Annotated in this window: 17 protein-coding genes; 12 read left to right on the plus strand and 5 right to left on the minus strand. The window is 42.0% G+C overall.

The window, feature by feature from the left end; genetic code table 11:
• Position 1: 1 nt before the first annotated feature.
• From L2672_RS09310 to L2672_RS09325, 4 genes are all read right to left on the minus strand, one after another.
• Entirely contained in the window at positions 2-1684 is a 1683-nt protein-coding gene (locus L2672_RS09310; RefSeq protein WP_248995568.1) for a GMC family oxidoreductase, read from the minus strand.
• A 33-nt stretch (positions 1685-1717) separates the two neighbouring features.
• Positions 1718-2425: a 3-keto-disaccharide hydrolase gene (locus L2672_RS09315; protein WP_248995569.1), complete on the minus strand. Its 708-nt coding sequence runs from the start codon at positions 2423-2425 to the stop codon at positions 1718-1720.
• A gap of 141 nt (positions 2426-2566) precedes the next feature.
• Positions 2567-5362: a TonB-dependent receptor gene (locus tag L2672_RS09320; RefSeq protein ID WP_248995570.1), complete on the minus strand. Its 2796-nt coding sequence runs from the start codon at positions 5360-5362 to the stop codon at positions 2567-2569.
• A gap of 246 nt (positions 5363-5608) precedes the next feature.
• Positions 5609-6349, minus strand: coding sequence for a helix-turn-helix domain-containing protein (locus tag L2672_RS09325; RefSeq protein WP_248995571.1), 741 nt, complete (start codon positions 6347-6349; stop codon positions 5609-5611).
• Positions 6350-6567: 218 nt separating this feature from the next.
• Between L2672_RS09325 and L2672_RS09330 the strand changes: the two genes are divergently transcribed.
• Both L2672_RS09330 and glpK read left to right on the plus strand, forming a co-directional pair.
• Positions 6568-7002: a nuclear transport factor 2 family protein gene (locus L2672_RS09330; RefSeq protein WP_248995572.1), complete on the plus strand. Its 435-nt coding sequence runs from the start codon at positions 6568-6570 to the stop codon at positions 7000-7002.
• Between the two features lie 43 nt (positions 7003-7045).
• A complete protein-coding gene (gene glpK, locus L2672_RS09335) occupies positions 7046-8533 on the plus strand; it encodes a glycerol kinase GlpK (protein WP_248995573.1) in 1488 nt (495 codons plus the stop codon).
• A gap of 4 nt (positions 8534-8537) precedes the next feature.
• On the opposite strand, the gene L2672_RS09340 is transcribed toward glpK, so the two are convergent.
• Positions 8538-8819: a hypothetical protein gene (locus L2672_RS09340; protein ID WP_248995574.1), complete on the minus strand. Its 282-nt coding sequence runs from the start codon at positions 8817-8819 to the stop codon at positions 8538-8540.
• A 540-nt stretch (positions 8820-9359) separates the two neighbouring features.
• Between L2672_RS09340 and mraZ the strand changes: the two genes are divergently transcribed.
• Genes mraZ through murG form a run of 10 tightly spaced genes read left to right on the plus strand, consistent with a single transcriptional unit; the run spans position 9360 to position 20458 of the window.
• Positions 9360-9818, plus strand: coding sequence for a division/cell wall cluster transcriptional repressor MraZ (gene mraZ / locus L2672_RS09345; protein WP_248995575.1), 459 nt, complete (start codon positions 9360-9362; stop codon positions 9816-9818).
• 21 nt (positions 9819-9839) lie between these two features.
• Positions 9840-10781, plus strand: coding sequence for a 16S rRNA (cytosine(1402)-N(4))-methyltransferase RsmH (rsmH, locus tag L2672_RS09350; protein ID WP_248995576.1), 942 nt, complete (start codon positions 9840-9842; stop codon positions 10779-10781).
• Between the two features lie 11 nt (positions 10782-10792).
• Entirely contained in the window at positions 10793-11107 is a 315-nt protein-coding gene (ftsL, locus tag L2672_RS09355; protein WP_248995577.1) for a cell division protein FtsL, read from the plus strand.
• 11 nt (positions 11108-11118) lie between these two features.
• Entirely contained in the window at positions 11119-12855 is a 1737-nt protein-coding gene (locus L2672_RS09360) for a penicillin-binding transpeptidase domain-containing protein (protein WP_248995578.1), read from the plus strand.
• Positions 12852-14357 (plus strand): UDP-N-acetylmuramoyl-L-alanyl-D-glutamate--2,6-diaminopimelate ligase, encoded by a 1506-nt coding sequence (gene murE, locus L2672_RS09365; RefSeq protein ID WP_248995579.1) that lies wholly within the window; start codon positions 12852-12854, stop codon positions 14355-14357. Before L2672_RS09360 ends, murE begins: the two co-directional genes overlap by 4 nt.
• A complete protein-coding gene (locus tag L2672_RS09370; protein ID WP_248995580.1) occupies positions 14354-15727 on the plus strand; it encodes a UDP-N-acetylmuramoyl-tripeptide--D-alanyl-D-alanine ligase in 1374 nt (457 codons plus the stop codon). Before murE ends, L2672_RS09370 begins: the two co-directional genes overlap by 4 nt.
• Complete coding sequence (mraY, locus tag L2672_RS09375) at positions 15728-16810, plus strand: phospho-N-acetylmuramoyl-pentapeptide-transferase (RefSeq protein WP_248995581.1); 1083 nt, start codon at positions 15728-15730, stop codon at positions 16808-16810.
• A 6-nt stretch (positions 16811-16816) separates the two neighbouring features.
• Positions 16817-18136, plus strand: a complete 1320-nt coding sequence (murD, locus tag L2672_RS09380; protein WP_248995582.1) for a UDP-N-acetylmuramoyl-L-alanine--D-glutamate ligase — start codon at positions 16817-16819, stop codon at positions 18134-18136.
• A complete protein-coding gene (gene ftsW / locus L2672_RS09385; protein ID WP_248995583.1) occupies positions 18126-19340 on the plus strand; it encodes a cell division protein FtsW in 1215 nt (404 codons plus the stop codon). The genes murD and ftsW overlap by 11 nt, the downstream gene beginning before the upstream one ends.
• The gene (gene murG, locus L2672_RS09390) at positions 19340-20458 is read left to right on the plus strand and encodes an undecaprenyldiphospho-muramoylpentapeptide beta-N-acetylglucosaminyltransferase (protein WP_248995584.1); all 1119 of its coding nucleotides are present in this window, start codon (positions 19340-19342) and stop codon (positions 20456-20458) included. The genes ftsW and murG overlap by 1 nt, the downstream gene beginning before the upstream one ends.
• Position 20459: the final 1 nt, after the last annotated feature.

The following is a 20459-nucleotide window of genomic DNA, read 5'->3' on the forward strand; positions in this document are numbered from 1 at the left end:
ATCAAATATTCCCCTTAGTCATTTCTTGCGCTAACCAGGTTGAGTTTCGCATGGCTAATGTCATGATGGTGAGAGTACAGTTTTTATGAGGGTTAGAAGCAAACACACCACCGTCCATAACAAACAGATTTGGACAATCCCACGTTTGGCTGTATTGATTGGTCACTGAATCTTTAGGATCAGCGCCCATACGTGTTGTACCAATTTCGTGGATGATTTGACCACCTTTAGCAATAGCTTGCTCTGGAGTTGGTAGCGGGTCTTGCACCTTGGCTCCCATCGTTTCTAACAACATTTTTGCTGTTTTCAAACCATGAGCCACTTGATTTAGTTCGTGTTCTGACCATTTCCAATGAAACTTAACAACGGGAATACCCCATTTATCTTTGACGTTTTCATCAATTTCCATGTAGCAATGTTCATTAGGCAGCATTTCACCTCGTAGTGCGAAATAAACCCCTGTGCCGTAGTCTTTCTTCACTTGGTCTTTAGCAAATTTACCGTAACCTTGAATATTACCGCCGACGCCTGAACCCGGCTGGCCAAAACCTGTGCCCAGCTCGAAATGATAGCCTCGTGGGAAGTCTAACTCACCGCGTTCTTGCATTTCATGTCCCCACCACGGAATGAACAGATGATTCCCGGTGTGGCCGTCTTCGTTATACCTTGGTCGATTTTCTAATGCTGGAATATGCGCACCTAAACCTGCACCAGTAGAATCCATAATATTTCTACCCACTTGACCGCTTGAATTTGCTAATCCGTTAGGGTGGTGTTTACTTTTAGAGTTTAATAATACACGAGCCGACTCACAGGCACTTGCTGCTAGAATAACGACTCTTGCGGGTAAACTAACTGCTTTGGCTGTTTTTTTATCAATATAAGTGACGCCATTCACTTGGCCGTTGTTATCAACATCGACAGATTTAACCATCGCGTTGGTAATCACTTGTAAACGACCTGTCTTTTTCGCCATTGGAATAAGTGATGTGGTGGTTTGGAATGCCGCTCCAATAGAACAACCATGACCACAAGGTGTGGCATAAAAACAGGCTTGGCGATCATCTTTTGGACGAGTTAATACTGCTCGGTGCATAGGAACCACTGGAATTCCATGCTTTTTAGCTGCAGCCTGAACTAATAACTCAGGGACTCGAGCTACCGGTGGCGGCTGTAATACACCTTCGGCAGAGTCAGGCATATCAGGCAGACCGGTGTTTGTGCCACAAATACCAACAAGCTCTTCGGTTTTATCATACCAAGGAGCAATATCTTTATATTCAAATGGCCAGTCAGCCCCTAATCCATCACGACTTTTTCCTTTAAAGTCATGTTCGCTAAAACGCAGAGAATAGCGACCCCAGTGATTAGTGCGCCCACCTAACATACGTGCACGCCACCATAAAAAATCACTGTCTTCGCCGGTGGTGTATGGCTCATCAGGGACGGTCCAGCCGCCGTCTACAGTCGCATCATAAAAACCAAAGTCTTTGTCTACATTCCCCGCACCCAATAATGGTGCTTCAGCATTGGTTTTGAACATAGGTGATTCAGTTTTTGGGTCATAATCACGACCCGCTTCTAACATTAATACTTTTTTGCCTTCTTTGGTTAAGGTGTAGGCTGCCATTGCACCACCTGCACCTGAGCCAACTACAATGGCATCATAATCAAAATCTTTCATTGGGTACTACTCCTATAAAATAGCTTGCATGTTTTATAATGCTTTGATTTTTATATTTTTAAATGCTACTTCATCACCATGATCTTGTAGGCCAATTTGACAGCCTTCATTGGTGGAGAATCCTTTCCAGTTTTTAAATTTACTTTGCTGAACAAGTTGCTTCCACTCAGGGCTGTTAATTAGGATATCAGTGGTTAATACATTGTTTTGCCATACATTAAGTTGGTTATTAACCAGTTTAATACGGGCTTGATTCCATTGTCCTGCAGGTTTGTGTGAATCTGCAGGAGAGGCTATTAAGTCGTAAATTGAACCAGAAAGATGTGAGTCGATTTCAGTGTCTGAGTGGCGCTCGTTATCAATAATTTGAACTTCAGGCGCATGAGAGTAGATATAATCACCGGCTTCATCAGCCATGATGAAAATGCCGCTGTTACCAGCCAAGGATATTTTCCATTCAAGCATTAGGTCGAAGTTTTTGTAACATTGTTTGCTAATCAAGTCACCACCGCCTTTAGCGGTTAATACCATGGCACCATTTTTTACCTGCCACTGTGGGTTGACGTCTTGTTGTTTAAAGCTACGCCACTGAGACATATCTTTACCGTTAAATAGTAGTGACCATCCTGCTTGACGCTCTGTTTCGCTAAGGAGGTTATCTTGTGCAAATGAGGTTGAAGAAATACTGAGTAAAGGGATAAGTAAAATAGACCTCAATAAAAGCATTTTATTCTTATTCATAATTAACCTTTTTATTTAGTTTTTTATTTAGTTTTTTATTTAGTTTGGTTTATATGTGTGCATTATATTTTTTGATTAAAATGCAGTAATGCCTGAGTAATAAACAATCTATTACCCAGGCATTCTGCACTGGGGGGAACCCTAGAAAATATAATTCATGCCTAGATAGAAACGTCTTCCACTGTATGAGTTATAGGTAAAGCGATTCTCTTGTTTCCAGTAACCTTCTTCTACTTCCTTAGTTAAATTTACGACAGCAGCAGTGATGGAGATGCTGTCAGTGAAGTTGTATCCCGCATTAATATCTACTTGTCCGTAGTCTTTGGTGTACAAGTTGTAACCTTGGTGAATACCATTAGCGCGATCATCTTTCCAGTTATAGGAAGCGCGAACGCTAAAGTCATCATTTTCAAAGTAGGCCGATAAGTTATATTGGTGCTTTGCAGTACCAGGAATCTCAGCCTTAGTTTCTACACCATTCGTTGATACAGAACTGGTGCTGGTTTCGGTAAATGTATAGTTACCTAAAATACCAAACCCGCTTTCAAATGAATGCTGGAAAAATAGTTCGATACCATCTGAACTGGCTTCACCACCACCGACTTTAGTATTCATTTCTACTTCAATAGGGCCGTTACAACATGAATGCTCACGCTCAACAATTTCAACACTTGAAATAGGTAGATTAGAAATATCTTTAGTGAATAAGGTTGCGCCTAACGCTGACCCATCGCTGTAATACCATTCAAAGCCTAAATCAAATTGATCTGACAACATTGACTCTAAACCCGTATTGGCAGAAGTACCTGTTCCACGGCCAGTCCATGAATCTGGGTTATTAATATTGACTGGTGGGCCATAAGACTCAGCTTGGCTTAAATCTGAGTAACTCACTCGAGCCATTGTTCTGGCTGCTGCAAAACGAACAACGAGGTCTTCAGTGGCATCCCAAGCGATGTTTAAGCTAGGTAAAAACTCTCCATTATCACTAGAACGTGTATTAGGGGTTAAGTCATCGTCATTTTGACCAACAATGTCATCATAAGTGATGGTGCTAAGATCAGTATTTACATACCTAACACCTATATTGCCTCGCAGATCTTCCCATTGGAAATTTGATTGCGCATAAGCAGACCAAATTTGTTCCTCTAGACGATAGGTGCCTGATAATGTTGGCACCACAGTTTGAGTGAAATTTTTTCTTAAATAAGAGTCTAATGCGGCAAAGTCAAAGGCCAAGAAGTTAAATGCCCCAGTATTACCTGCACCGTTGTCAACAACATGGTCGCTGACTAAATCTGCTGCATCTGGGTGATAGTCTGGGTTATGGAACCACCAGTCACCTGGTAACCAACCACGGTATCCGCCATTGTCAGCAATGCCATCATCCCAACGGAATTCATTTCTTAAGCCTTCAATCTCATGATCTCTAAACTTAACACCGGCATATAATGTGGTGAAAAAACCAGAATCTAGCTCTAACTCATAGTCAACTTGGGCGTAGTTTTCACTGTCCAAATTTTCTGATGAATATGAACTAAACCAGTCATAGTATTGATATGCTTGCTTATCTTTAGCTAGATCCGTTGACACATCATAATTAGGTTTGCCATCTTCAATTGACCAGTGCCAGCTGTTAACTGAGCCTTGGCGTGCGTCAATATTGGCGTAGGTTTCACGGCCAGTGCCGCCTTCGGCTTCTGTTCTACCTAGTTTCAGTGCCAAGCTATAGCTGTCGCCTTGATAAATCGCTTCAAAATCGTAGGTGTTCGATGTTGACTCACCTTCTTTTTCACGACCGGTTAATTGTGGAGATAATAGCCCTCGACGAACAGGCACCCCATTATTGACGTCACTGTCACCCCAGTTATTGTCATTGAGTAATCCGTTATCAGCATTACCGTATGCCACAACTGTATCGCCATCTAGAACGATGCCGTAGTATGGATTATGATTGTCGTTCCACTCTGCGAAAGTAATACTTTGTCCTGACTCGTCATATCCAAGTTTTGAGCCAAAGTAATTTAGGTTTAATTCTAGGTTTTCGGTTGGCAACCATTGTGCTGCAAATTGGTAGCCATCACGGGTTCTATTTTGAAGGTTATTATTAACATGCATGGCACGTGGAGCCCAAACATTGTTATAAACTTCACCAGTAGCTTGATCGACAAGGGCTGGACGTTCTGCACCCTCAACCGTATCTGAGTGGAAACGCCAATGAGAGGCATCATTTCTGATGGTGTTTACAGTGCGGTCTTGGCGAGTATATCCGGCTAAAACACCAAAAGTTTCTTGTTCATTTTTCCACGCATAAAGCGCATTGAACTGTGGTTCTGTTTTTTCAGTTACATCAGCATAGGTCGCTTCAGCACTGAGAACCCCTGAGTTAGCATCCATTTCTAAAGGCTTGCGGGTATGTAAGATTACCGTACCGCCAATACCACCTTCATCAATTCTGGCTTCAGCACTTTTATATACTTCAACGCTGCTGATCATGTTTGAAGGTAATAATGCATAATTAAAACTACGCTCTGGTGAACCCGAACCAGATGAGGCGATATAGTTGCCATTAAGTTGGGTTAATGTCCAATCTGGAGACGTACCACGGATACTTACTCGACTTCCTTCGCCTCCGTCACGGTCAATGAGCACTCCTGAAACACGTTGCAAAGAATCTGCAACGTTTTTATCTGGAAATTTACCCACATCTTCAGCGGTAATAGCATCAACAACTGAATTAGATGTGCGTTTTAGCAATAGGTTTTTGGCGGTACTTGAGTAGATACCTCTAACTTGGATAACCTCAATTTGATCATCTTGTTCAACATTTTCTGCGTAAGCAGGATTAGCAAGTGCTCCCCAAATGGCACAGCTAATGAGTGATGCTTTGAAAACGAGTGAAGGTTTTCTTGTTGGCTGTAATCTTATCTCTCGCATAATTAAGTTCCTTTTATGTAATTATAATTGTACTTAGATGCTTTAATTAGCTTCAGATTGATTATCAGATTATTGGGTATTTTTTGGCTATCTTAAAATCGGTTACAAATGCAACGAATTAAGCGTTGTTGATAAAAAATGTACAGTGGTTTTTATGTTGGCTTACTCAGTTTTTGCTTATTTGTTATTATAAATCATTTGCTTAATGCTTTTTTGTTTTGGTTTGTAAAAAGATGATTAAATGCATCATTGCTTGTTTTTCTGTATCTCTTTTCTCATCTTTTGACGGTACTGAGCCGGTAATTCGCCAAACATGCTTTTAAAATGTTGGCTGAAATAACTATGGCTAGTAAAACCACAATTTTGCGCAATATCAGAAATTTGTGCTTGTGATTCAACGAGTAACTTGCGTGCTTTTTCTAGGCGTACTTCACGAATAAATTGTTTTGGGGTTTTTTGTAAGTACTTTTTAAAACGTCTTTCAAGTGCACTGACAGAGAGATGAGAAGCATTCGCAAGGTCGGTAATACTGATGTCGCTTGCGAAGTGTTGATGAATATGAGTAATCGGTTTATGTAAGACATCAACTCCAGTGAGGTTTTTAACTGTTTCTTGAACATTTCGCGCTACGCCATAAGTGCCAATAATACAGTCGTTTTCATTTCGGAGAGGCCTTTTTGAGGTTAATACCCATTTGGGGTCACCACTGTAGCTAGAGTTAATTTCTAGTCGATTTAGAATAACCTCACCCTTGAGGACTTTTTTATCATCGAGAATAAAGTTTTTTGCGATATAAGCGGGAAATAAATCGACATCCGTTTTTCCTACCACATCAGAGAATGAACGCATTCCGACACTTTTAGCATAAGCGTCGTTACAAAAGACGATTCTGCCCTCATCATCTTTAATCCAAAAGACAACATCTGATACTAAGTCGAACATTTTAATCACTTTTTGGATGGAGATATTTTGGAGTATTTTTTCCATAGCGGTTTCCACACAAAGGGTATTTTGTTATAGGGTTTAACTAAAAAATGTTGCTGAATTTTTTAGTTAGTACTGTTCACCAAGTGATTATTTACATAAAAAAGTTAAATAATCTCGTGGAAAATTGTTGATATTTGTAACGGCTATTAGTTTTACATGCCCACATTACTCTACACTATGACTAAAAGTACTAATAATTAGTCTTAAAAAGGGGGAATATGATGCGTCTGTTAGTCAGTAGTTTACTGTGTATATTGACGGGGTGCTTTGCAGTTGGGGCTGCTCATGCTGATGAAAAATTGTCAATCGTTAATGCTTTTGTTGAGGCCTTTAATCAACGTGACCCAGATAAAATGGGGACTTTTGTGACTAATGATGTTGTGTGGTTTGATGTGGCTAAAACAGAAATGAGTCACCAAACGGACTCAAAAAAACAGTTAATACGCTCTATGCAAGATTATTTCACTGACGCCAACCGAGCGCACTCTAGGGTGATTAACGCTATTTCGAGTGGGCAATTTATTAGTACGGTTGAGCAAGTGTCTTGGCAAAAAGGCGATCAGTGGATGTCGCAGTGTAGTATCGGAGTGTATCAATTTAAAAAACAAAAGATTGCCGCAGTTTGGTATTACAAATCACATGACTGTGACTAAATACCGGTGGTTGCCCCCCTTCATTATGTGAGTACAACAAACCATGAATCCGAAACAATATATTGTGGCTTTAGATCAAGGAACAACCAGTTCTCGTGCCATAGTGTTTAATCATCAAGCTGATGTTGTGGCAGTATCTCAACGTGAATTTAGCCAACATTATCCACAAGCGGGCTGGGTTGAACACGACCCAATGGAAATATGGTCTTCACAATCTTCTTCACTAATTGAGGTATTATCGCGAGCGGGTATTAGCAGGCATGACGTTGCTGCAGTAGGTATAACCAATCAGCGTGAAACTACGGTTGTTTGGAATAAGCATACTGGTAAACCCATTTATAATGCCATTGTATGGCAGTGCCGTCGTAGCCAAAAAATTTGTCAGCAATTAAAAGCGTCTGGCAAAGAACAGGTTATTCAACAGAAAACTGGCTTGGTTCTCGACCCTTATTTTTCGGCGTCAAAAGTAAAATGGCTGTTAGATAATGTTGAAAATGCCCGTGAGCAAGCTGAAGCAGGTGATTTGTTATTCGGCACCATCGATACTTGGTTAGTATGGAAGCTGACCCAAGGTCAAGTGCATGTCACTGAGCCAACCAATGCTTCGCGTACCATGTTGTATAACATTCATTCACATCAATGGGATGACGAATTACTCGAGCTATTTACTATCCCCAAATCCATGTTGCCTGATGTCAAACCATCTTGTGCTGTTTATGGTGAGACAGAGCTAGTCGGTACAAAAATTCCTGTGGCGGGAATGGCAGGCGATCAGCAATCTGCACTTTTTGGCCAACTGTGTTTACAAGCAGGCATGATAAAAAATACCTATGGTACTGGGTGCTTTTTATTGATGAACACTGGTAATGAAGCTGTAGAGTCCACTCACGGATTGCTGACCACGCTGGCTTTAGGGGAAAATGGTCAATCTTGTTACGCCCTAGAAGGCTCAGTATTTATGGGGGGAGCGATAATTCAATGGTTAAGGGACGAATTAGGGTTAATTCAACATGCGCAAGATACCGAGCTTTATGCCAATAAAGTTGATAACACTAATGATGTCTATTTAGTGCCTGCATTTGTCGGGCTGGGTGCGCCTTATTGGAATGCGGATGCTCGAGGAGCCTTAGTGGGATTAACACGAGGCGCGAATCGTCATCATATTATTCGTGCGGCTCTTGAATCGATTGCTTATCAATCTAGAGATCTTATTGACGCTATGTGCCAAGACTCTCAAATCACCTTAAAACAAATTAGAGTTGATGGCGGAGCTGTGGCTAATAACTTTTTAATGCAGTTTCAGGCTGATATTACTAACGTGAGTGTGTTAAGGCCTAAAGTGGTTGAAACAACCGCAATGGGTGCCGCATTTTTAGCTGGATTAGCGGTTGGTGTATGGCAGTCAACTGATGAGCTGCATCGTATTTTGAAAACAGATAAAGTGTTTGAATCAACGATGTCAGCAGTAACACGTCAACACTTGTATCAAGGTTGGTTAGATGCCGTTAAGCAAGTGTGTCGTAATGGATAGCGTATTAAATTTCAACATCAATGTGTTTCTTGGGTGCGGAGTTATCTGTAATGGGCGCATCGTCATCGGTAACGTAATCACCGCTACCCAGCTGGTAATCTGATTTTGATTTTTGCTTTATATCTGTTTTGCTATTTTTTGATTGAGTCGTTTCAAATGCGGTATGCTCTTCATGAGAGTCCGCTGCAATATTGCTTGTGGTTGTCACAGGCGCAACATTTCGTTTTTTGGGGTTAACGGCCTGCACAGGTTTATTCAACATGGCATAAATGCTATCTAAACTCATATTGTTATCTCCTATGTTTGGCTTACATTTCACTTTCGCAATTCTAAATATCATTGTTTAACTTATATCGGCCAATGTCGATGAAAATTTAACCAAAATTAATTTATGTCTATTTACGATAAAAAACTAAAACGAACGGTTTAATCGAGCGCTTGTTAGAATATGAACAGAAATTCAGGTTAAATTTTATGATGCCAACGATCAATTTCGGCTTAAAAATTCACCTTAATTTCCGCTAAATGGTGCGTAAATTGGCGTAATCCTATCTTGTAATTGTCCTTAAAAAGTGATCATAACTGTTGAAATATCCATCGATATGTCTCTGGTTTCATTCATTAACTCGAAAATCTCGCCAGTAAAATAAGCCCGATCTGTGCTTTTTGTATCTCGGTTTGAAATTGCGTCGTAACCCGCTTGGCTGCTGGATTTAATATATTGTGACTTCCCTTGACAACCCTTGTGTTGTATCCCTAAACTTAGCATTTGTGGGAAAAAGTGGATCATTGTGGATCAAATGATATAAATAAGGATTTTTTAAACGTGTTTAGAGGTGCTAGTGCAATCAATATGGACGCAAAAGGACGGATCGCAATGCCTGCGAGATACCGTGATGCGTTACGTAATGGGCACGATGGCACATTAATCATTACCGTTGATATTAACTCGCCTTGTTTACTGATCTATCCGCTGCACGAATGGGAATCAATAGAAGCAAAATTGCTGAAGCTTTCTGATATTGATCCCGTAGAGCGCTCATTAAAAAGAAAACTATTAGGTTACGCACAAGAGTGCGAGCTAGATGGTCATGGCCGCATTGTTGTGCCAGCTGTTTTGAGAAATTTTGCCAACTTGGAGAAAAAGGCCATGTTGGTGGGGTTTTTAAATAAATTTGAATTATGGGAAGAAGGTACGTGGCAGCAACAAATGGACCAAAGCCATGAGATGACCACTACCGAGAATTTGGCTAACCACGAAAGGTTAAGCGATTTCACCCTTTAATGTATTAAAAAGAAGACCTATATGAGTCAAGAGTTTGCACACTTAACCGTACTACTAAAAGAAACGGTAGACGGCCTGAATATTCAACCAGATGGCATCTATATTGATGGCACATTTGGACGCGGTGGGCATTCAAGGTTGGTATTAAGTCACTTAGGCCCTAATGGTCGACTTATTGCGATTGACCGAGACCCACAGGCAATTGAGGCGGCAAAACAATTTGCTGACGATAGTCGATTTCAAATTGTTCACGGCGGTTTCGGCCAATTAGCCGATTACATTGACGAGCTGGGATTAACAGGCCAAATCAATGGTGTGTTGTTAGACCTTGGAGTGTCATCACCACAATTAGATGATGCTGACCGAGGGTTTAGCTTTTTACGTGATGGTCCATTAGATATGCGCATGGACAACAGCCAAGGTGAAACCGCTGCCCAATGGTTAGCAAGAGCAGAAATTGAAGATATGGCATGGGTATTTAAAACCTATGGTGAAGAAAAAAATGCTCGTCATATTGCCAGATGTATTGCTGCAGATAGAGATGAAAAACCTTTTCTGCGCACTAAAGATTTAGCGGATTTAATTGCGCGTATTACCAAAAATAAAGAGCGTAATAAACATCCCGCGACAAGGGTTTTTCAAGCGATTCGAATTTATATCAATAGTGAGTTAGAGCAAATCGATCAGGCACTAGAAGGTTCGTTAAAGGTGCTTGCTCCAGCAGGACGATTATCGGTTATTAGTTTTCACTCACTTGAAGATCGCATGGTGAAGCGTTTTATTCGTCGACACAGCCAAGGTGAAAGTGTTCCTCACGGATTACCGATTACCGAAGCAGAAATTAATAAGTCACGGAAATTAAAAGCACTTGGTAAGGCAATGAAGCCATCTGATGCAGAAATTGAGCAAAACCCTCGCTCGCGTAGTTCAGTCTTACGCGTTGCAGAGCGTTTACCGTATTAAGGTCAATTCTTGTGGGCCAGTCGTCATTGAATTTACCGCGCATTGTTTTACATGATATTTGGCAGCATAAGTGGGTGCTGCTGCTCAGTATTATCGTCATGATAAATGCGGTAGCCGTGGTGTACACCAGCCATGTTAGTCGTAAATTGACCTCGCAGTGGGATCAATTACTACAACAGCAAGATAGCTTAGATATTGAATGGCGCAATTTATTGTTAGAAGAACAGTCGCAATCAGAGCACAGTCGTGTGACTCGAATTGCCACTAAAGAACTGAATATGTCTAGACCACTTCCAAAAGAGGAAGTGATTATTAGAGCACAGTGAGCATAGGGAAAATGTCCAGACAAGCAAAGCGTAAACAAAATCCAGAATTGATTCCATGGCGGTTATACGTTGTGGTGGGTTTTGTCATGCTGTTATTTGTGAGTTTGGTGGCTCGAGCGGCTTACATACAAATTATTGAGCCTGACAAATTACGTCACGAAAGTGATATGCGTACGTTAAGAACCACTAGTAATCAGGTGCAACGTGGGCTTATTACTGACCGCAACGGCGATATGTTGGCGGTGAGCGTGCCAGTGCGAGCGGTGTGGGCTGACCCAAAACATGCTCATGATCAAAACGCCTTTGAAGATATGCGACGTTGGCAAGCATTGGCGGATGTATTGCAAGAGCCTGTCGAAAAACTGGTTAAAAAAGTCAAACATAATCCTAAAAAACGTTTTGTGTATTTAAAACGTCAAGTCACTCCTGCGGTAGCGGATTATATTGAACAATTAAAAATTGGCGGTATTTACCTTAAATCAGAGTCCCGTCGTTATTATCCTGCTGGCGAGATTGCCGCGCAATTAATTGGTATCACCAATATAGATGATGTCGGTATTGAAGGTATTGAGAATACTTACAACACTTGGCTTACCGGCACACCATCAAAGCAAAAAGTGCGTAAATCACGTGATGGCAGAGTAGTAGAGCGCCTAGATATTGTTCAAGAAGGCGAAAACTCCAATGATATTGTGTTGAGTATCGATCAACGTATTCAACAACTTGCTTATCGTGAGTTAAAACGCGCCACTGAAATGTATCAAGCCACTTCGGGGTCCGTTGTTGTTATTGATGTATTAACCGGTGAAGTACTCGCGATGGCGAATACGCCATCTTATAACCCTAACTCGCGTGAAAACTTGCAATCGCATCGTATGCGTAATCGTGCATTAACCGATACCTTTGAGCCAGGCTCAACTGTTAAACCCTTTGTGGTTGCTGCCGCTTTAGAAGCGGGCACCGTTAAAGCAGATGAGCTTATTCCAACCTCACCCGGCTGGATGAGAATTGGTGGTCGTCAGGTGCGAGATTCTAACAATTATGGCGACATGTCGTTGTCTAAAATTTTGGTCAAGTCGTCAAACGTCGGTATTAGTAAGCTGGCGTTATCTATGCCTGTTCAACAGCTATTAGGTACCTACCAATCAATGGGGTTAGGGAATTACTCTGGCATTAATTTAACTGGTGAAAGCGCTGGCTTAATTCATGACCGTCGCCGTTGGTCTGACTTTGAACGTGCAACACTTTCATTCGGCTATGGCTTCACCGCCACACCGTTACAGCTAGCAAGAATGTATGCCACGTTAGGCAGTGGTGGTGTGCTTTATCCTGTGTCTATTTTAAAGCTTAAAGAGCCGCCAGCAGGCCAGCAAGTGTTATCACAAGATGTGGCTAAATCAGTTATGCAAATGCTGGTGGGTGTTACTGAACGTGGTGGTACAGCAACAAAAGCCCATATTGATGGTTACCCTATAGCGGGTAAAACAGGTACTAGCCGAAAAGCCATTGCTGGTGGATATGGTGATGATTATGTTGCTTTGTTTGCCGGTGTCGCACCTGTTCATAATCCAAGGTTGGCTATATCAGTGGTCATTAACGAACCTAAGGGCGATAAATATTACGGTGGTGATGTTGCAGGCCCCGCTTTTGCAAAAATCATGTCGGGAGCACTGCAAATGCTCAACGTTGAACCAATTTCAAAACGCGAAGCTGTTCAGTTAGCGTCTGCGCCAAGGAGCGCAGAATGATGTATTTAAAAGATTTACTTGCGCCCTGGTTTCATTATGCCGGGGCTGAAACCATTAATGGACTCACATTAGATAGTCGAAATGTCAGCGAAGGGACAGTTTTTGTCGCGCTTCCAGGGCACAGTGTTGATGGAAGAAAATTTATTCAAGCCGCCATTGAAAATGGTGCAACTGCGGTGCTAGCTCATACTGACTCATCTGAGTTACACAGTAAAGTTGAGTGGGTAAACCAAACGCCTATCATTCATTTTTGCCAATTATCCCGCCAAATTTCGGCTGTCGCTGCACAGTATTATCCCGTGGCTAACACGTTAAATATTATTGGTATTACTGGTACAAATGGTAAGACTTCAGTGAGCCAAATTATTGCTCAATTAGCGACGCTGCTTAACCGGAAGTCGGCCGTTATGGGTACTCTAGGCAATGGTTTATGGGGTGAGTTAGTTGATAGCGGTAATACTACTGCCGATGCTATTACGGTAATGCAGCAATTGTCTGAATATCAACAGCAGGGTGCTCAAGTGTGTGCCATGGAAGTTTCTAGCCATGGGCTTGTACAAGGCAGAATTGAAGCTGTGCCTTTTAAAACGGCGGTATTTACTAATTTAAGTCGTGACCATTTAGATTATCACGGTGATATGGATGCCTATGCCGCTGCGAAGAAAAAACTGCTCAAGTTCGGTAGTTTAGCGAATGCGGTGATAAACCTTGATGATCAAGTAGGACAACAATGGTTGAAAGAAGTGGCAGACGATGCTGCGTCGAACGCCAATAATGTTGATTATTATAGCTTTAGTGTCGCCAATAGTGCTGCAGATTTTTATTGTGAAGATATTGATTTTAATCATCACGGTGTGAAAGCAACCTTAGTGTATGTTAATGCTCAGCAACAGCAGTGCAAAGCGATACTCAACTCGCCTCTACTTGGTCATTTTAATTTAGCCAATGTGATTGCTGCCATTGCCGCATTGTCATTTCAAGGTTTTGAAATATCACAAATACTTGATGCACTTCCGCAAATAAAGCCTGTACCGGGCAGAATGGAGCGCTTTAGTAACGACACTCAAGCAACACTGGTCGTGGATTATGCTCATACTCCTGATGCGATTGAGCAAGCATTAACGGCGTTGCGAGTGCATTGTCATGGTCAGCTATGGTGTGTGTTTGGCTGTGGTGGCGACCGAGATAAAGGTAAGCGCCCTTTAATGGCACAAGCGGCTGAAAAATTTGCAGATAAAGTCATGGTTACCAGTGACAATGTGCGTAGTGAAGACCCGCAAAATATTATTAATGATGTATTGGCAGGGTTGCAGCAACCTCAACAAGCGTTAAGTGTTGTCGATAGAATTGAAGCGATTAAACAGGTGGTTAGCTTGGCCCAGCCAGAAGACATTATTTTACTGGCGGGCAAAGGCCACGAAACCTATCAAGAAATTGCTGGTAAACGGATTGAATATGACGAGCGTGCACTAGCGACATCTTTAATGGAGGCTAAAGTATGATTACGCTTTCATTAAGTCAAATTGCCGCTGCGTTAAACGGTCAGTTAGTGGGTGACGATATCACTATTAATGCGGTTAGCACTGACAGCCGAGCTTTCACAGGCGACGGTTTATTTATTGCTCTTAAAGGCGAACGTTTTGACGCGCATAACTTTGCGGCCAGCGCAGTTGATAATGGCGCTAAAGCCTTGTTAGTTGAAAAACAGCTGGATGTCAGTGTTCCTCAAATTGTTGTTAACAACAGCCATACAGCATTAGGTGAACTCGGGGCATTAGTTCGCAAAATTGTTGCCCCTATTTCAGTCGCACTGACCGGCTCAAACGGTAAAACCAGTGTAAAAGAAATAGTGGCCACTATTTTAAGCCAGCAGTTTCAAGTGTTGTTTACTGCGGGTAATTTTAATAATGATATTGGTGTGCCATTAACCTTGCTACGGTTAACTCAAGGCGATCAATATGGCGTGTTTGAGTTAGGTGCCAATCACAAAGGTGAGATTGACTACACCAGTCATTTAGTGCAACCCACGGTTGCGCTAGTGAACAATATCGGCAGTGCTCATTTGGAAGGCTTTGGTTCTGTAGAAGGTATTGCTCACGCCAAGGCGGAAATATTTAATCATTTAGCTGAAGATGGTGTGGCCATTATTAATGCTGATGATGCCTTTTGCGACTTCATGTTAGATAAAACAGCAGCCTATAAGCAGCTGACCTTTTCTCGAGACTCTGCAGTTGACGCGGATGTATCTGCAAGTGACATACAGCCAGATGATAACGGCTGCTATCAATTTACATTGAAGTATTTATCACAAACCGCTGAGGTTAAATTGCCTCTAGCGGGTATTCATCAGGTCAGCAATGCCTTAGCAGCTAGTGCCATTTGTTTAGCGCTTGGATTAGATATTGCAAAGATTATTAGCGGTTTAAGTCAATTACAACCTGTTAAAGGCAGAATGATGCCTATCACCTTCGGGCGTTTTGTTGTGGTTGATGATAGTTACAATGCCAACCCTAGTTCAGTTGGGGTTGCGATAAATTGGTTGCAACAACGTGACCATTATCGCTGTTTAGTGCTGGGAGATTTGGGTGAATTAGGGGACAATGCTCCCCTTTTGCATGAACAACTTGGCCAACAAGCAAAACAGGCCAATATAGATGCACTATTTTGCTGTGGTACATTGTCCGCAAGTGCGAGTCAGGCTTTTGGTTGCCCGCATTATGCAGACATTACTGAGTTATCTGCAGCATTAATTAAACAGTTAAATCAACTGCCAGGACAGGCAACGATTTTAGTTAAAGGTTCTCGAAGCGCTGCAATGGAGCGCGTTATCGACAAGTTATCAGATGCCTTCGGGCGTGGGGAGTTAGTGTAGATGCTGGTTTATCTGGCCGAGTATTTAACCCAGTTTTATAGTGGGTTTAACGTTTTTTCATATGTAACGTTTAGGGCCATTTTAGGGTTGTTAACCGCATTGGTGTTCAGCTTATGGTGGGGCCCCAAACTGATTGAACGTTTGCAATTGTTGCAAATTGGACAAGTGGTTCGAAATGATGGCCCTGAGTCCCACTTTAGCAAGCGTGGAACGCCAACAATGGGGGGAATCCTTATTCTGGCGGGTATTTTTATCAGCGTATTGCTATGGGGCGATTTATCAAGTCGATACGTACTTGTAATGCTGTTTGTATTAGCTGCGTTTGGTGGTATTGGCTTCTTAGATGACTATCTAAAGGTCGTTAAAAAAGACTCTAAAGGCTTAATTGCTCGTTGGAAGTATGCTTCGCAATCTATTGCTGCATTAATCGTGGCGTTTTTCTTGTATTCATCAGCCTCTTTACCGGGTGAAACTCAATTAGTGGTGCCGTTTTTTAAAGATGTGATGCCACAGTTAGGCTTCTTATTCATCTTTTTAGCTTACTTCACGATTGTTGGAGCCAGTAATGCGGTTAATTTAACCGACGGACTAGACGGTTTAGCCATTATGCCAACGGTGATGGTGGCAGGTGCGTTTGCGTTGGTTGCGTATTTATCAGGCCATGCTCAGTTTGCCAACTATTTGCATATTCCACACTTACCACAAGCGGGTGAACTAGTGATTGTTTGTACTGCAATTGTAGGGGCTGGCTTAGGTTTTTTATGGTTTAACACTTATCCTGCACAAGTGTTTATGGGGGATGTTGGCTCATTAGCACTAGGTGCGGCTTTAGGTACCATCGCTGTTTTAGTGCGCCAAGAGATCTTGCTCGTGATTATGGGCGGGGTGTTTGTGATGGAAACCGTGTCGGTTATTTTACAGGTTGGTTCATATAAGCTGCGCGGGCAACGTATTTTCCGCATGGCACCAATTCATCATCATTATGAATTAAAAGGTTGGCCAGAACCGCGAGTCATTGTGCGTTTCTGGATTATTTCATTATTCCTTGTGTTATTAGGTCTAGCGACCTTGAAGTTAAGGTAAGTCATTATGCAGTCAACTTATACGCACATTGTTTTAGGACTGGGAGCGACAGGGCTTTCTGTTGTGCGTTATTTAGTGGCGCAAGGTATTAAGCCTTTAGTTATGGATAGCCGTCGTCGTCCACCGGGTGTTGATGTGCTTAATACTGAGTTTGCTGATATTGAGTTAATTGCAGGTGGTTTTGATTGCCGGTACTTGGTACAAGCTAGCCAAATTATTATTAGCCCGGGCATTGCTCCAGATACACCAGAAATTCAAGCCGCAAAAGATATGGGCATTGAAGTGATTGGTGATGTGGAATTGTTTGCCAGAGCGGTGGCAGATAGAAAACCTTGTGTTATTGGTATTACGGGATCAAACGGTAAATCAACCGTCACCACGCTAGTACATGACATGTTGGCTGAAGCCGGTTTAAAAGCGGTTATGGGCGGTAATATTGGTATTCCAGCCTTAGATTTGCTCGCAACAGATGCTGACTTTTTTGTGCTCGAATTATCTAGTTTTCAACTGGAAACCACCTATTCATTAAATTGTATCGCTGGCACATGTTTAAATATCAGTGAAGATCATATGGATCGCTACTGCAGTATTTCAACTTACCGTGAAGCTAAGTTAAGCCTTTATCCGCAATGTAAATTTGTCATGTTTAACCGCGATGATGAGTTAACGTTCCCATTTGAACCTATGAACCAAAATACATTTGGTTTAGGTGTGCCAGAGGGCGATGAGTGGGGGATAAGTGATGGCAAAATATTTCATGGTGACAGTGAAATTATCAACCTGAACGATGTGAGCTTAATTGGCTCGCATAACCATGCCAATGTACTAGCGGCAATGGCGTTAGTGGATGCTTGCGGTGTTGAAAAAGAAGCGCTAGTCACTGTAGCGAGTCAATTTAAAGGGTTAAGTCATCGTTGTGAGTTAGTCGCTGTGGTAGATGGCGTGACTTACATTAATGACTCTAAAGCTACTAACGTGGGAGCTACCGTTGCTGCTTTAGAAGGGCTTAATACTCATTTAGGCGATGTCTTTTTGATTGCGGGTGGCGATGGTAAAGGGGCTGACTTTAAACCGTTAACAACTGCACTTGAGCATGTTTCTAAAGTCATTTGTTTGGGTAAAGACGGTCCTAAAATTGCCAAGCTAAAACAAGACAGTTTACAAGTTTCTTCAATGAAAGAAGCAGTTGACGCCGCAGCTGAATTAGCTTTTTCTGGTGATATTGTGTTGTTATCCCCGGCCTGTGCCAGCTTAGATATGTATAAAAACTTTATGGCTAGAGGTGACGACTTTAAACAGTGTGTGGAGCAACTTGATGGCCAGTAATGAGCAGCAGTTAAGCTTGTTCAAACAAGGGCTACAAAGTCTTTGGCCATCATTGCTGAGTGAGCAAAAAGCGCCCAGCATGCAGCTGTATGATAGAACTTTTATTATTGCCGTGTTTGGGTTGATGCTATTTGGTTTTGTCATGGTGATGTCTGCCTCAATGCCTGAAGCAGAAAAACTCACTGGCAACCCGTTTCACTTTATTTATCGGCATGTTTTCTATTTGCTGGGTTGTGTTGTTATTGCAGGATTTGTGCTGAAGTTTGAAGTGAGCTACTGGGAAAAAAACAGTGGCATGCTGATGATAGCGGTATTGGTTTTATTGTTTGCGGTATTAGTTGTTGGTACTTCAGTTAACGGCGCTAGAAGGTGGCTTAGTGTTGGGCCTATTCGAATACAAGTAGCAGAAATAGCAAAGTTTGTTTTTATTGTGTACATGGCGGGTTACTTAGTTCGTCGGCATGGCGAGTTAAGGGAAAATAGAAAGGGATTTTATAAGCCCATTGGGGTTTATGGCCTATTTGCAGTGTTGATTTTATTACAACCTGACTTAGGTACGGTAGTGGTGCTGTTTGTGTGCACAGTAAGCCTGTTGTTTTTAGCTGGCGCCAGAATTATCGACTTTATGGTGTTGATATTGTTGGGTGTGGCAACCTTTGTGTTGTTAGTGCTCTTTGAGCCATATCGTATGCGACGGGTTACCTCATTTATGGACCCATGGGATGACCCCTTTGGTAGTGGATACCAATTAACTCAATCCCTTATGGCTTATGGACGTGGTGATTGGTTAGGTCAGGGGTTAGGTAACAGTATTCAGAAACTGGCCTATTTGCCTGAAGCACATACCGACTTTATTTTTGCGGTGATCGGTGAAGAGTTAGGGTTTGTCGGCATTATTTTTGTGCTAATCGTATTGTTTTTTATAGCTCTTAGAGCCATTCGATTAGGCAACTTATGTTTAAAAATGCAACGTCCATTTGAAGGGTATCTTGCCTATGGCGTGGGTATTTGGATTTGTTTTCAAACCGTAGTAAATGTAGGCGCGAGTATCGGTATGCTTCCCACTAAAGGGCTCACATTGCCTTTTATTAGTTATGGCGGAAGTAGTTTATGGGTAATGACCGCAGCAGTGATGTTGTTGGTAAGAATCGATCATGAAAGGCGCGTAAGTGAAATTCAAGCAATACAAGGGAGAGCAAAGTAATGACGCCTAATAGTAGTGCCGTTGCATATAACGACTCTCCCAAATTATTAGTGATGGCTGGTGGTACAGGAGGCCATGTATTTCCTGCATTAGCTGTAGCGAAATATTTAGCTGAAAAAGGTTGGCAAGTAAGGTGGTTAGGTACAGCAGATAGAATGGAGGCTCGGTTAGTGCCGCAGTATGGCTTTGATATTGAGTTTATCGATATTAAAGGAGTACGAGGCAATGGCTTGCTGAGGAAATTGGCAGCACCGTTCAAAATCATCCAATCAATTATTCAAGCTAAAGCGGTAATTGATGATTTTAAGCCAGACGTAGTTCTTGGTATGGGGGGCTTTGCCAGTGGTCCAGGTGGTGTTGCCGCCAAGCTTGCTGGAATACCTGTGGTGTTGCATGAGCAAAATGCTATTCCCGGGTTAACCAATAAATTGCTGTCAAAGATTGCCACCAAAGTGTTGTGTGCGTTTGACAATACCTTTGCTGCAGATTTGAAAAATGTTGAAGTGGTAGGAAACCCTATCAGGCAAGAGTTAGTGACCTTGGGTAGCAGTGATAAACACCTGAATACCTCAGCATTAAAAGTACTGGTTGTAGGCGGTAGTTTAGGCGCAAAAGTGTTTAATGATACGTTACCGCATGCGATATCGGATATCGCGAAACGCCATTTAATTACGGTTTGGCATCAAGTAGGTAAAAACAATGTCGAGCCAGTTAAAGCCGTGTACCAGAACGTTAACCAGTTAGATAAGGTTAACGTTGCTGAGTTTATTGATGACATGGAAGCGGCTTACCGCTGGGCAGATGTGGTTGTTTGTCGCTCAGGCGCATTAACCGTTTCAGAATTAGCGGCTGTTGGTTTACCTAGCATATTGGTGCCATATCCACATGCAGTAGATGATCATCAAACTAAAAATGCGTCGGTATTAGTTAATGCTGAAGCCGGTATCTTAATACCACAAAATGAATTTAATGCAGACCTGCTTGCAGATAAATTGCAGCAGTTTGCCAGTGACAGACAAGTTTTACGCCAAATGGGGCAAAAAGCTCGAGGTGTTGCCGTTTTAGATGCCACTAAAAGAGTGGCAGACATATGCACCTTAGTAGCTAAAAAGGGTTGAA

It is taken from the genome of Shewanella gaetbuli (genome assembly GCF_023284065.1).
GTDB classification, from domain to species: domain Bacteria; phylum Pseudomonadota; class Gammaproteobacteria; order Enterobacterales; family Shewanellaceae; genus Shewanella; species Shewanella gaetbuli.